This is a genomic window from Parabacteroides sp. AM17-47 (genome assembly GCF_003434625.1).
GTDB lineage: Bacteria > Bacteroidota > Bacteroidia > Bacteroidales > Tannerellaceae > Parabacteroides > Parabacteroides distasonis.
The window spans coordinates 132,821-145,941 of record NZ_QTLI01000007.1 but is presented as its reverse complement, the minus strand read 5'-3'; the positions used below and the strand labels follow the sequence as shown (position 1 = coordinate 145,941).

Sequence of the window (13,121 nt, the reverse complement as noted above, 5' to 3'; positions counted from 1 at the left end):
AGTAAGAGTCATGAAGAAGGCATTAGTTAAAACAGACTTCAATTTCCCGCGACAAAAGAGCGTATACCATGGGAAAGTACGCGACGTGTACAACATCAATGACGAGGTATTGGTAATGGTCGCTACAGACCGTATTTCCGCTTTCGATGTTATCTTGCCGGAAGGTATTCCTTACAAGGGACAAATGTTAAACCAGATCGCCGCCAAGTTCCTTGACGCTACGACTGATATTTGTCCGAACTGGAAAATGGCGACTCCGGACCCGATGGTAACGGTTGGCGTTCAATGCCAAGGTTTCCCGGTTGAGATGATCGTACGCGGTTATCTGTGCGGAAGCGCATGGCGTGCTTATAAGAGCGGCGTGCGTGAGATCTGCGGCGTGAAACTACCGGAGGGTATGCGTGAAAACCAACGTTTCCCCGAACCCATCATCACCCCGACCACAAAGGCTGAGATCGGAGAGCATGATCAAGATATCTCTAAAGAGGAGATTCTCGCTAAAGGTTTGGTCTCTAAAGAGGACTACGAGGTTCTTGAGAAATATACGATGGCCTTGTTTAAACGCGGTACCGAGATCGCTAAGGAACGTGGCTTGATCTTGGTTGACACGAAATATGAGTTCGGTCATCGTGACGGCAAGATCTATTTGATCGACGAGATCCATACTCCGGATTCCTCCCGTTATTTCTACTCAGAAGGATACGAGGATCGTTTCGCCAAAGGGGAACCGCAGAAGCAACTTTCCAAGGAGTTCGTCCGCGAATGGTTGATGGAAAATGGCTTCCAAGGTAAATCCGGACAGAAAGTTCCTGAAATGACACCGGAGATCGTAGAAGGAATCAGCAACCGATATATCGAATTGTTCGAGCATATCACAGGGGAGACTTTCGTAAAAGGCGAGACTGATAATTTGCTGAACCGCATCGAGAAAAACGTTACCGAATATTTACAGAATAAATAAGATACCGCACATGACACAGTATGGTTCAGAGACAATACTTCCTTATAACAAAGAGGAACAAAAGGGCACGCAAGTCAAACGTATGTTCGACTCGATAGCCGAAACGTATGATCAACTCAACCATACTCTCTCATTTGGTATCGACAAGATATGGCGCAGGAAAGGGATCGCTTTCCTGCGTCCTTTCTCTCCTAAAACGATACTGGATATCGCTACCGGTACCGGAGACTTGGCTATCTCCATGTACAAAAAGCTGCGACCCGACCATATCGTCGGTGCCGACATCTCGTTAGGCATGATGGAAGTGGGACGGAAAAAAGTAGCTGCCGCCGGTTATTCGGAGCATATATCCTTCGAGCAACAGGACTGTACGGCCTTGACCTACGAGGAAAACTCGTTCGATGCCGTAACCGCCGCTTTCGGGGTTCGTAATTTTGAGAACATAGAGCAAGGTATCTCAGAGATGTACCGGGTGCTGAAACCCGGTGGGCATATCATGATCTTGGAACTTTCCACACCGGAACATTTTCCCATGAGACAACTCTACCAGATCTATTCAAAGACCGTCATCCCCTTTATCGGACGTCTACTCTCTAAAGAAAAAGTCGCGTATAATTATTTGCCGGCTTCCATCAAGGTAGTTCCTCAGGGAAAGGTCATGACGGATTTACTCACCCGCCAAGGCTTCAAGCAGGCCCGTGTACGGACCTTTACCTTCGGGATCTGTTCATTATATACAGGATCTAAAGAATAAACAATAAAAAGGTTATGCAGAAATATGGCTTACTGGGATATCCCCTCGGACATTCGTTTTCTAAAACGTATTTCAACCAGAAGTTTGAAGCGGAGAAGATCGACGCTGAGTACTTGAATTTCGAGATTCCCTCTATCAAGGAGATTAAGAACGTAATCAAAGAAAACCCTGAACTTAACGGTTTAAACGTGACCATTCCTTATAAGGAACAAGTAATCCCATATTTAGACGATTTGGATGACGATGCCCGTCAGATCGGAGCGGTAAATGTCATCAAGTTCACAAAAGGTCTTTTCGGCAAACTTAAACTGAAAGGATATAACTCGGATATTATCGGATTCAAGCAATCGATTGATCCTTTATTGAAAGAAACGCACCGGAAAGCGTTGATCCTTGGTACGGGAGGGGCGTCGAAGGCAGTCTTCCACGGACTGAAACAGCTAGGCGTTGGTGCCACGCTGGTTTCTCGCAAACCGAAAGAATTTTGTATCACGTACGATGAGATTACTCCGAAAACCATGGAGCAATATACGGTGATCGTAAACACGACTCCCTTAGGCATGTTCCCTAATATAGACTCATGTCCGGATATCCCGTACGATTTACTTACGCCGAATCATCTATTGTATGATTTACTTTACAATCCGGATGAGACCCTTTTCATGAAGAAAGGAAAAGAAAAAGGCGCCATCGTGAAAAATGGTCTGGAAATGCTTCTATTACAGGCTTTCGCCGCTTGGGAGATCTGGCAGAAATAGATCGAACGATATCTTTCCAACCACATGATTTGATGAAGCTAGCTTCGTGAGCCAATGAAGTTAGCTTCGTTAGTCAATGAAGTTAACTTCACAAGCGTATGAAGTTAACTTACTTCAACCAAGTCAATACATAGTCCGGTGTAACTTGATATGCCAACTCATATTCCCGGCATGCCTCGGTCCGGGTTTCTCGTCCCTTAAACGTCCCACTCGATAAATAAGGAAAAGGATTCACGTGAAGATGCTTTTGAAAGTCCACTCCTTCCTGCCCGATTATCTTGAACAAGGTTTCTTTGGCGCACCAATGGATTAATAGATGCTCGACCTCATGCTCCAGATCGATACCCGCCTCTTCCTCCGGATTCATAAAGCGACTTCGTATTTTCAAGATCCGGTCCGAACGATACTCGATATCGATCCCTGTCGGACGCTTATCCAAGATTACCGCCACATAATCTTTCGTATGAGATATACTTATATATAAAGGTACGCACGCGAGGAACGGGGCACCCGTAGAATGATAGTCAACCCTTACCTCCTCTCCTAAAAGCTCTTTTAAAAGCACCCGGCTGGCGAAACGTTCCTGCCTCCGCTTCTCTGCCGATACCCGCTCCAAAAAAGAAGAATAGTCCGCTTTATGCTCAAGCATCCCCAAAAGCTCATCAGAACTTTCTTCCATTTTCCAGACTCCATGCAGCGGCGAGAGTTGTTTATATAGCAAGGCCATATTATTCTTTCCAACTAAAAGTTTGTATAAGTTCTATGATATCTTCCCGGATATATTGGATAGCGGGAGCTAATGAATCCGCATTGGGTTTACAGTCAAAATACAAGGCTCCCCGGAAGAAATTCGATACACTATCTGTCAACAGGAATTGTATGGGAGAAGCCGATTCTCCATCCAGAAGAAACAGCGAGCCATAAACGTTTGCGGCAGGGTTGGAATACGCTTTCTCCGATATCCGATTCTCCGACTTTATTTGGCGGGCGACGAAAGAGCGGCTTTCCGTCTCCACCGTCACCAAGGACGCGGGAGTAATTGGCAAATAGCTGCAATAAAGCTTAGCCTCTAACTCCGGATACGAGATATTCAAGCCCGTAACACCCTTCTTTTGATCCGGCACCTCTATGACCGCAGTCTGAGAGACATCAAAATTAAAAGGCAGGTAACTGAGATCAAGCGGTTTATATTGTGCCTTCGAAGGTTCGATACGAACATAGCCCCGTGGCTTCGGCGTATATTCCACACACGAAATACAGCATATCCCTAAAAACAGAGACCCTCCTATGACAGCAGCTATCCATTTCATAAACATTTACTTCGTATCTTTCCCATTCTCATCATTCCCTGTACCTTCAAGGATACGGTTAAATTTAACCTTTAATATCCTCCTGTTATCCACTTCCAGCACTTGGAAACGATATTCCTTAAAATCTATAATCTCCCTACGGCGTGGAAAATCCCCTTTTATCTCCAACAAAAGACCGGCCAAAGTTTCCACTTCTTCCGTCAATTTACCAAAATCTGAGGGATCGGCATCGATAACCCGGAAGAAATCCGTCAATAATATCTTTGCCTCAAAGATCAAGCTACCGTCTGCTAAACGGATGAATTGTTGCTCATCCTCATCATACTCATCGGAGATCTCTCCGACAATTTCCTCTAGGATATCTTCCATCGTCACGATACCGGAGGTACCGCCAAACTCATCGACCACGATCGCCATATGAATTTTATTGGTACGGAACTCTTCCAGCAAATCATCGATCTTCTTGGTTTCCGGCACGAAATAGGCCGGTCGGATCAAGCTCTGCCAACGGAATGTATCGGGCTTGTCAATATAGGGCAATAAGTCCTTGATATATAAGATACCTTTTATATTATCCTCAGTCTCGGAATATACCGGAATACGCGAATAGCCGGATTTGATAATAAAATCAACCACCTCACGGAAACTGATCTTGATCTCGATATCTTCCATATCCAAACGAGGAGTCATGATCTCATCAGCGGTCTTATTATAAAACTTGATAATCTCCGCCAGCATCTCCTTCTCCTCCGGGATCTCGGTAGAGGTTAGCTCTAACGCTTTAGAAAGCTCATCTACAGAGATATCATATTTCTTTTTCGCTAACGCTCTATTGATGACCGATGTGGAATTAACCAAGATTTTCGAGAATGGGCGGCAGAAGCGTTCCAAACCACTTAATACGGAGGCTGAAAAACGAACAAAACGCAAAGAATTCTTCTGTGCGTAAATCTTAGGCATGATCTCCCCAAAAAGTAAAAGCAAGAAAGTCAGTAGAATCGTCTCAAGCACAAAGCCTAGAAGAGGAGCGGCCGAGAAATTAATCCAAGCGTTAATCGCATAGGTACACAACATAACGACCGCCACATTTACGAAATTATTAGCGATCAATATAGATGCCAATAGATACTCCGAACGTTCAAGGAGACGTTTGATAACAGGATCTGCCGGGCGATTCTCTTCCCCGATCTCATTTAGGTCGCCCGGGGTTAGAGAAAAGAATGCCACTTCAGAGGCCGACACGAAGCCGGAAACAAACAGCAGTAAAAAAGCGAGGCTTAATGCGATCACAGGACCCGCTGTCAGCGCCTGCACCGTTACGTTTTCAAATAAGCCCGATAAATAATAGTCCGAGTCCAAGGGAAACAGTATTAGTTAAACAATATCAGAACGGGAGATCATCCGCGTCACTGGATTCTGAGAATGCGCTAGGCTGCGAGGCGGCTGGCTGTTGATAAGCGGTATTTGGCGCCGTAGTCGGTTGAGCCGATTGTCCTTGCCCCACATTGGGCTGCATACTACCGCCTTGTGCAGTCGTATTTCCACCATCGGCCGGACGGGAACCCGTACTGTAAAACTCGATACGATCCGCATGGATCTCCGTAACATATCGTTTCACGCCGCTTTGGTCATCATAATTACGAGTACGAATCTTGCCTTCCACATATACACCGGAACCTTTACGTACCCATTTTTCCACGAAAGGAACCAAATCCCGACGAACTACGATATTATGCCACTCCGTACGTTCCGGAACCACCGTTCCATTTGCCAACGTATACCCACGTTCCGAGGTTGCCAGCGGGAAATTAGCGACAGCGGCACCACTGTCAAAATAGCGAACGTCAGGATCTTTGCCTACGTTGCCGATCAATATAACCTTATTCAATGACATAATTCAAATTCTTAATAACCATACAAAGAAACACAAATTCAATCATTCTCACAAGTTTCCGTTTAATTTCTCTAAATAAATATGTATCAGCCGGGGAACGGCATACTTCTCAATATCCCGGCAAGGCAAAGAGAGATAATTCCCCAAGGATTCCGGAACCAGCTCTATCTCTATTTGATAGAAAGAAGCGTATAAAATTTGATGGGAGAGCGTATGCTTTACATTCGATAACCCTTGGGTGATACTCAATTTTCCAGCATCTCCCAATAGGTTACGGAAGGCTTGCGTCTCACACAAACCGGAAAAATCCATCGCATGATCCGTCTCGATCAAAGGAAATTCATACAAGCCGGTCCAGATATCCTTCCCCGCCCGTCTGTTCATCCAAGTTTGTCCTTTATATATAATGTATAGATAGTGGAAATAACGATCCCTTGTCTTCGTCTTATTTTGTTTCACCGGATAAGCTTGCACATTGCCGGAAGCGAACGCCATGCATTTATCTTTTAGCGGGCACACCCCGCAGTCCGGGTTTTGAGGAACACATTGCAAAGCACCCAATTCCATGATCGCCTGATTATGCGTCCCTGCGTTCTTAGGGTCCAAGATCATTCCGGCCAGTTCCGCGAATTGCTTTTTACCCTTCGTGGTGTCGATCGGCGTATCTACGGCAAACAAACGGGAAAGTACCCGGTACACATTTCCATCCACGACCGGACACGGTTGGTTCCAAGCAAAGGAGACGATCGCCGCCGCCGTATACTCCCCGATACCTTTCAAGGATAATACCTCTTTATAATTCTCCGGGAAAACCCCGTTAAACCGCTCCATGATAGATTTAGCCGCCGCATGTAAGTTACGAGCCCGGCTATAATACCCCAAGCCCTGCCAATATTTCAGCACCTCATCCTCTTCCGCCGCCGCTAGAGATGCCACATCCGGGAAACGTTCGGTGAAACGCAAAAAATACTCCAATCCCTGTACAACCCGGGTTTGTTGCAATATAATCTCCGATATCCAGATGATATAAGGGTCTCTCGTTTCCCTCCAAGGAAGCTCTCTTTTATAGGTTTCATACCACTCAACCAATATCCGGCTGATTTCTAACTCACTTTCATACTGTAACATAACTGCTCCCTTTCTCACTTTTCAACATCATAACTATTTGATTACCGCAAACATACATATATATTACGAATCGAGAAGAATCTTTTTATTTAAAAATTGAAGCTCAATTCTTTTTCCACTTAAATAAAAAGCTATATATTTGCATTCCAAAAAATTAATAGGTCAAAATCAATTAATTAATTTATAGACATGACTAAAGCAGATATTGTTAGCGAGATTTCAAAAAGCACTGGTATCGACAAACAGACAGTGCTAGCAAGCGTTGAGTCCTTCATGGATATCGTAAAAAGTTCTTTAGCCCAAGGCGAAAACGTTTACTTGAGAGGTTTCGGAAGTTTCGTTATTAAGAAGAGAGCTCAAAAGACAGCTCGTAATATTTCAAAAAATACTACGATCATCATCCCGGAACACAACATTCCGTCATTCAAGCCGGCTAAGACTTTTATTGGTGAAGTTAAGTAATTAATTATTATACGTTTAATTTAAAATTTTAAAGCGATGCCTAGCGGAAAGAAAAGAAAAAGACATAAAATGTCTACGCACAAGCGCAAAAAGAGACTGAAGAAGAATAGACATAAGAAGAAATAAGTCTATCTAACGAACTCTAAAGAACAAACTTAATAAGTGACCTTTTAAGTTTGTTCTTTGCGTATTTTATAAGGTCTGATCTTAAAAACACATCTTAAGTGATTAGTGAATTAGTAGTTGATGTACAGCCCAAAGAGGTATCTATCGCCGTCTTGGAGGACAAGAGCCTTGTGGAGCTCCAAAAGGAGGCCCGCAACGTCTCGTTCGCCGTTGGTGATATCTATCTAGGTAAGGTTAAGAAACTGATGCCGGGCTTAAACGCTGCGTTCATTGATGTCGGTTACAAAAAGGATGCGTTTCTTCACTATTTGGACTTAGGTCCTAACTTCAACACCCAACAGAAATATTTAAAGCAATTGCTGAGCGATCCCAAAAAGGCGCCGGTACTGTCGAAAACTCAGATTCTACCGGAGATCGAAAAGAACGGGAGTATTAGCGACGTGCTGAAAGTAGGACAAGAGGTGTTGGTTCAAATTGCTAAAGAGCCTATCTCGACGAAAGGTCCCCGATTGACTTCCGAGCTTTCTTTTGCCGGAAGATATATCGTGCTGATACCGTTCGCCGATAAAGTATCTGTCTCCACCAAAATTAAATCAAGCGAGGAACGGGCTCGTTTGCGCCAGTTAATCCAAAGTATCAAACCGAAGAATTTCAGTGTTATCGTACGGACATCCTCGGAGGGCAAACGTGTCGCAGAGCTTGATCATGAACTAAAGACATTGGTGAAACGATGGGAAGATAATATCGTGAAGGTGCCTAAACTCAAAGCTCCGGCTATCGTTTACGAAGAAACGGCACGTACCGTAGCTTTACTTCGGGATATATTCAACCCCTCTTTCCAAAATATTTATGTAAATGACAAGGAGGTCTACAATAATGTCCGCGACTATGTAAGCTTGATCGCACCGGGACGGGAAGAAATCGTACAGTTATATACGGGAGAGCTTCCTATCTTTGACAACTTTGCGGTCACCAAGCAAATCAAGTCGCTATTCGGACGAACTGTCACTTACAAGAGTGGAGCTTACTTGATTATCGAGCACACGGAAGCTATGCACGTTATCGACGTGAACAGCGGGAACCGTTCCAAAGGCAGCGATGCTCAAGAGAAGACAGCTATCGACGTAAATATAGCCGCCGCCGATGAGATCGCCCGTCAGCTCCGCTTACGAGACATGGGAGGTATCATCGTTATAGACTTTATCGATATGGCAGAGGCTGCCAACCGGCAAAAGCTATTTGAACACATGACAAAGGCAATGGCAAATGACCGGGCTAAACACAACATCCTTCCTCTTAGTAAGTTTGGCTTGATGCAGATTACCCGTCAGCGGGTACGTCCGGCAATGGACGTGGATACGTCAGAAGACTGCCCATCCTGTTTCGGAACAGGAACGGTTAAGCCTTCCATCCTGTTTACCGACAGCCTGGAAGAAAAAATAGATTGCTTAGTAAACAAACATCACGTGAAGAAATTCACCCTGCATGTACATCCGTATGTCGCAGCGTATGTGAACAAGGGGTTGTTCCCCTTGAGCATGAAGTGGAAAATGAAGTACACCCATGGTTTAAAAGTTATTCCCAATCAAAGTCTCGCCTTTCTTGAATACAAATTCTTTGATGCCGACAAGAATGAGCTTGACATGAAAGAAGAAAAGGAAATAATCAACAAATAACAAGAGAAGCCCCGGGCCTATTAAAACGGTTCCGGGGCTTTTTGTATCCTGCCAAACCGTCAAAATGTCACGATTCATGACACGTATTATTTATTTTCAAACCCGAACTTCTTTGGCACGGCATTTGTTGAATACTATGTGAATCCTTTCAACAAGGAAGATGACGGACGATGAATAATAACAATTAAAATATTTACAATCATGGGAAAGATTATTGGAATCGACTTAGGAACAACCAACTCTTGTGTTGCCGTATTGGAAGGTAACGAACCGGTTGTTATTGCGAACAGCGAAGGTAAAAGAACAACACCTTCAATCGTAGCTTTCGTAGAAGGCGGCGAGCGTAAGGTAGGTGATCCCGCAAAACGTCAGGCTATCACCAATCCTGAAAAGACTATATTCTCTATCAAACGTTTCATGGGTGAAACTTATGACCAAGTACAAAAGGAAATCAATCGCGTTCCTTATAAAGTAGTGCGTGGTGATAACAACACTCCTCGTGTAGATATCGAAGGACGTTTGTATACTCCGCAGGAAATCTCAGCGATGATCCTGCAGAAAATGAAAAAGACAGCTGAGGATTATTTGGGACAGGAAGTAACGGAAGCCGTTATCACAGTACCTGCTTACTTTAGTGACGCTCAACGTCAGGCTACGAAAGAGGCTGGTGAGATCGCAGGTTTAACCGTACGCCGTATCGTAAACGAACCGACTGCCGCTTCTTTGGCTTATGGTTTGGATAAGACGAACAAAGATATGAAGATCGCCGTATTCGACTTAGGTGGTGGTACATTCGATATCTCCATCCTTGAGTTAGGTGACGGCGTATTCGAGGTAAAATCAACAAACGGTGATACTCACCTTGGTGGTGATGACTTCGACCACGTAATCATCGACTGGTTGGCTGAAGAATTCGAACGTGAGGAAGGTGTAGACTTACGTAAAGACCCGATGGCTTTACAACGTTTGAAAGAAGCTGCCGAGAAAGCGAAGATCGAGTTGTCAAGTACGACTAGCACGGAGATCAACTTGCCGTATATCATGCCAGTAAACGGTATTCCAAAGCACTTGGTTAAGACTTTGACTCGTGCTAAATTCGAGCAATTGGCTGACGGTCTGATCCAAGCATGTATCGAACCGTGCCGTCAATCCTTGAAAGACGCAGGTTTGTCAACTTCTGATATCGACGAAGTGATCTTGGTAGGTGGTTCTACTCGTATCCCGGCTGTACAGGCTATCGTTGAGAAATTCTTCGGTAAAGCTCCGTCTAAGGGCGTTAACCCGGATGAAGTAGTAGCCGTAGGCGCAGCGATCCAAGGTGGTGTATTGACAGGAGAGGTTAAAGACGTATTGCTGTTGGATGTTACTCCGCTGTCTTTAGGTATTGAGACAATGGGTGGTGTAATGACTAAATTGATCGAGTCTAACACGACAATCCCGACCAAGAAGTCCGAGACATTTACGACTGCCGTAGACAATCAGCCTTCTGTTGAGATCCACATCTTGCAAGGTGAGCGTTCTTTGGCTAAAGATAACAAGTCTATCGGTCGTTTCCACTTGGATGGAATACCTGCCGCACAACGTGGTGTTCCTCAGATCGAGGTTACATTCGATATCGACGCTAACGGTATATTGAACGTATCGGCCAAGGATAAAGGAACCGGTAAAGTACAAAGTATCCGTATCGAGGCTTCCAGCGGTTTGAGCGATGATGAGGTTAAGCGTATGAAAGAAGAGGCTGCCGCAAACGCAGAGGCCGATAAGAAAGAGAAAGAGCGTATCGATAAATTGAATCAAGCGGATAGCATGATCTTCCAGACCGAGAAACAATTGAAAGATCTTGGCGACAAGCTTCCGGCAGACAAGAAAGCTCCGATCGAAGGTGCCTTGAACAAATTGAAAGAAGCTCATAAGGCTCAGGATATCGCAGGTATCGATGCTGCTATGGCAGAATTGAACAGCGTATTCCAAGCAGCTAGCCAAGAAATGTACAACGCTCAAGGTGGCGGCGCTCAAGGCGGCCCGCAAGCAGATCCTAACTTCGGTGGTCAACAAGCTGGCGGTAACGCAGGTAGCAGCAACAACAGCAAAGACGGTAACGTTACGGACGTTGACTTTGAGGAAGTGAAATAAGTATCGGTAAACAACGATAACTAACGATAGAAAAGTAGGGTGTAGCTCAATGAGTTACACCCTACTTTTGTTTTTAACACTTTCTGATAGATTTGCTTATTTCTCGGATTTTCATCGTATATTTGTACCATATTTGTGCCGCGATAAAAAAGTAGGAAATCTGCGACAAAATACAAATGGGTTAAATGTAAACAAGTAAATATCAGCATTATGCCAGCAGCAAAGTTTGAAATAAAGCGCAAATGCCAAGTGTGCGGTCAAGAGTTCATTGCCAAGACCATAGAATCATGGTATTGTTCCAAACGCTGTTCCAACATTGCGTATAAGCGTAGAAAAGACGAGGAGAAGCGAAACCAACGATTGGATGAGATAGTGAAGAGCATCCCGAAACACCAAGATTATATTAAGGTGTCGGAAGCCTATGCCCTGTTCGGCATCAGCAAAGATACGCTGTATCGTCTGATACATAAAGGCACTATCTCACATATAAACCTTGGCACGAACCAGATTCGTGTGAGTAAAGAAGAACTGCTGAAACTCTATCCGCTACGGAAGAAAGCTCTGGCAAAACCAAAGCCTGTTGCTAAACTATATAGCTTGGAGCCTAAAGACTGTTATACTATCGGCGAAATATCCAAGAAGTTTCATTTAGAAGACAGTACAGTCTACCTGCATATTCGCAAATATTCTATCCCAACCCGACAGATAGGCAACTTCGTTTATGTACCTAAGAAAGAAATTGATAACCTATATAAAGGAATGAAGCAATGAAGAAAGCGTTGGCCAATACACGAGTTTCGGTAAAACTCCGCAAGTCGGAATACCGTGAGGAATGGTACCTGTATGTTGAAGCCTATCCGGTTTTTCAAGCGGACAAACCCACTCCCCAAAGAGTGCGTGAATATCTGAACCGTACCATCACCACTCCCATTTGGGATAAGTCGCGGAACGCCCGAACTGACAAGGACGGCAAAACCACTTATAAGCCTAAACGTGATTTGAACGGCATCATCCTATGCAAGTCACAGTTAGACCAAGAATCGTGTATCTATGCCGACAAGGTGAGAAGCCTGCGCCAAAAGGAATACGATAATGCCTTGCTTTATTCAGAAACCGATGCGGAACAGGCAGAGCAGCTGGAGCGTTCACGTTGCAACTTCATTGAATACTTCGACCATGTGCAGCGGTTACGCCACGCCCATAGCTCCGATTCCATTATCATCAACTGGAAGCGTGTGCATGAACTGTTGAAAATCTTTGCGAAAGGCGATACCATTCTTTTCTCACAGATAGACTTGAAACTGATAGAATCATTCCGTATGTTCCTATTGAACGCCCCACAGGGAGGTGGTAAGAAAGGTGTCATTTCGCAAAACACAGCATCCACTTATTTCTCCATATTCAAAGCCGCACTGAAGCAGGCTTTCATTGACGGCTATCTGACGGTTGATATTGGAGCAAAGGTTAAGGGCATTCAAGGTCAAGAAAGCCGTAGGGAATACTTGACCATAGATGAACTGAACCGTTTGGCTCAAACTCCATGCGACCCATTGTTGAAGCGTGCCGCCCTCTTTTCCGCACTTACCGGGCTTCGCCATTGCGACATTCAAAAGTTGAAGTGGTCAGAAATAGAGGTATTCAACGGCAGTTACCGATTGAACTTCACCCAGCAAAAGACTAAAGGCGTTGAGTATATGCCCATATCCGAACAGGCATTTCAATTATGTGGTGAAAGGAAAGACGGAGAACAATTAGTTTTTGCCGGACTGCCCGACCCGTCATGGATTAACCGTCCGATAAAGAAATGGGTTGTGGAAGCCGGAATTACGAAGCACATCACCTACCATTGTTTAAGACATGGCGAATTTTCTTTCTTGTTAAAATTCAAGTACTTGCAATTTTTCGCAGCTTAATAGGTA

At 44.5% G+C, this 13,121-nt stretch carries 12 protein-coding genes and 1 pseudogene; 8 read left to right on the top strand and 5 right to left on the bottom strand.

Going from position 1 to position 13,121, the window contains the following annotated elements:
- The first annotated feature begins 10 nt into the window (after positions 1–10).
- From DW205_RS07245 to DW205_RS07235, 3 genes are read left to right on the top strand one after another with little or no spacing between them, the layout of a single operon-like run.
- Positions 11–961 (top strand): phosphoribosylaminoimidazolesuccinocarboxamide synthase, encoded by a 951-nt coding sequence (locus DW205_RS07245; RefSeq protein WP_005864727.1) that lies wholly within the window; start codon positions 11–13, stop codon positions 959–961.
- Between the two features lie 10 nt (positions 962–971).
- Positions 972–1,715 (top strand): bifunctional demethylmenaquinone methyltransferase/2-methoxy-6-polyprenyl-1,4-benzoquinol methylase UbiE, encoded by a 744-nt coding sequence (ubiE, locus tag DW205_RS07240; RefSeq protein WP_005864725.1) that lies wholly within the window; start codon positions 972–974, stop codon positions 1,713–1,715.
- A gap of 14 nt (positions 1,716–1,729) precedes the next feature.
- Positions 1,730–2,473, top strand: coding sequence for a shikimate dehydrogenase (locus tag DW205_RS07235; RefSeq protein WP_005864723.1), 744 nt, complete (start codon positions 1,730–1,732; stop codon positions 2,471–2,473).
- Between the two features lie 109 nt (positions 2,474–2,582).
- Here DW205_RS07235 and DW205_RS07230 read toward each other — a convergent pair whose 3' ends face one another.
- Genes DW205_RS07230 through mutY form a run of 5 tightly spaced genes read right to left on the bottom strand, consistent with a single transcriptional unit; the run spans position 2,583 to position 6,805 of the window.
- A complete protein-coding gene (locus DW205_RS07230) occupies positions 2,583–3,200 on the bottom strand; it encodes a 4'-phosphopantetheinyl transferase superfamily protein (RefSeq protein ID WP_005864721.1) in 618 nt (205 codons plus the stop codon).
- A gap of 1 nt (position 3,201) precedes the next feature.
- Positions 3,202–3,783 (bottom strand): hypothetical protein, encoded by a 582-nt coding sequence (locus tag DW205_RS07225; RefSeq protein WP_005864719.1) that lies wholly within the window; start codon positions 3,781–3,783, stop codon positions 3,202–3,204.
- 6 nt (positions 3,784–3,789) lie between these two features.
- Positions 3,790–5,142, bottom strand: a complete 1,353-nt coding sequence (gene gldE, locus DW205_RS07220) for a gliding motility-associated protein GldE (RefSeq protein ID WP_005864717.1) — start codon at positions 5,140–5,142, stop codon at positions 3,790–3,792.
- Positions 5,143–5,167: 25 nt separating this feature from the next.
- On the bottom strand, positions 5,168–5,677 hold the full coding sequence (locus DW205_RS07215; protein ID WP_005864715.1) for a single-stranded DNA-binding protein: 510 nt from the start codon (positions 5,675–5,677) through the stop codon (positions 5,168–5,170).
- 48 nt (positions 5,678–5,725) lie between these two features.
- Entirely contained in the window at positions 5,726–6,805 is a 1,080-nt protein-coding gene (mutY, locus tag DW205_RS07210; protein ID WP_005864713.1) for an A/G-specific adenine glycosylase, read from the bottom strand.
- Positions 6,806–6,994: 189 nt separating this feature from the next.
- Here mutY and DW205_RS07205 point away from each other — a divergent pair, with 189 nt between their 5' ends.
- The 5 genes and pseudogenes from DW205_RS07205 to DW205_RS07185 form a co-directional block, all read left to right on the top strand.
- The gene (locus tag DW205_RS07205) at positions 6,995–7,267 is read left to right on the top strand and encodes an HU family DNA-binding protein (protein WP_005854607.1); all 273 of its coding nucleotides are present in this window, start codon (positions 6,995–6,997) and stop codon (positions 7,265–7,267) included.
- A gap of 224 nt (positions 7,268–7,491) precedes the next feature.
- A complete protein-coding gene (locus tag DW205_RS07200; protein WP_005864710.1) occupies positions 7,492–9,069 on the top strand; it encodes an Rne/Rng family ribonuclease in 1,578 nt (525 codons plus the stop codon).
- 201 nt (positions 9,070–9,270) lie between these two features.
- A complete protein-coding gene (gene dnaK / locus DW205_RS07195; RefSeq protein WP_005864708.1) occupies positions 9,271–11,202 on the top strand; it encodes a molecular chaperone DnaK in 1,932 nt (643 codons plus the stop codon).
- Between the two features lie 210 nt (positions 11,203–11,412).
- Complete coding sequence (locus tag DW205_RS07190; protein WP_005864705.1) at positions 11,413–11,973, top strand: helix-turn-helix domain-containing protein; 561 nt, start codon at positions 11,413–11,415, stop codon at positions 11,971–11,973.
- Positions 11,970–13,061: pseudogene (locus tag DW205_RS07185) on the top strand (site-specific integrase); the annotation flags it as partial. The gene DW205_RS07190 and the pseudogene DW205_RS07185, both read left to right, overlap by 4 nt.
- Positions 13,062–13,121 lie beyond the last annotated feature (60 nt).

Coding starts and splice junctions, on each gene's coding strand:
- DW205_RS07245 (WP_005864727.1), top strand. CDS start 11: ATGAAGAAGGCATTAGTTAAAACAGACTTCAATTTCCCGCGACAAAAG.
- dnaK (WP_005864708.1), top strand. CDS start 9,271: ATGGGAAAGATTATTGGAATCGACTTAGGAACAACCAACTCTTGTGTT.
- mutY (WP_005864713.1), bottom strand. CDS start 6,805: ATGTTACAGTATGAAAGTGAGTTAGAAATCAGCCGGATATTGGTTGAG.
- DW205_RS07225 (WP_005864719.1), bottom strand. CDS start 3,783: ATGAAATGGATAGCTGCTGTCATAGGAGGGTCTCTGTTTTTAGGGATA.
- DW205_RS07230 (WP_005864721.1), bottom strand. CDS start 3,200: ATGGCCTTGCTATATAAACAACTCTCGCCGCTGCATGGAGTCTGGAAA.
- ubiE (WP_005864725.1), top strand. CDS start 972: ATGACACAGTATGGTTCAGAGACAATACTTCCTTATAACAAAGAGGAA.
- DW205_RS07215 (WP_005864715.1), bottom strand. CDS start 5,677: ATGTCATTGAATAAGGTTATATTGATCGGCAACGTAGGCAAAGATCCT.
- DW205_RS07190 (WP_005864705.1), top strand. CDS start 11,413: ATGCCAGCAGCAAAGTTTGAAATAAAGCGCAAATGCCAAGTGTGCGGT.
- DW205_RS07205 (WP_005854607.1), top strand. CDS start 6,995: ATGACTAAAGCAGATATTGTTAGCGAGATTTCAAAAAGCACTGGTATC.
- DW205_RS07235 (WP_005864723.1), top strand. CDS start 1,730: ATGCAGAAATATGGCTTACTGGGATATCCCCTCGGACATTCGTTTTCT.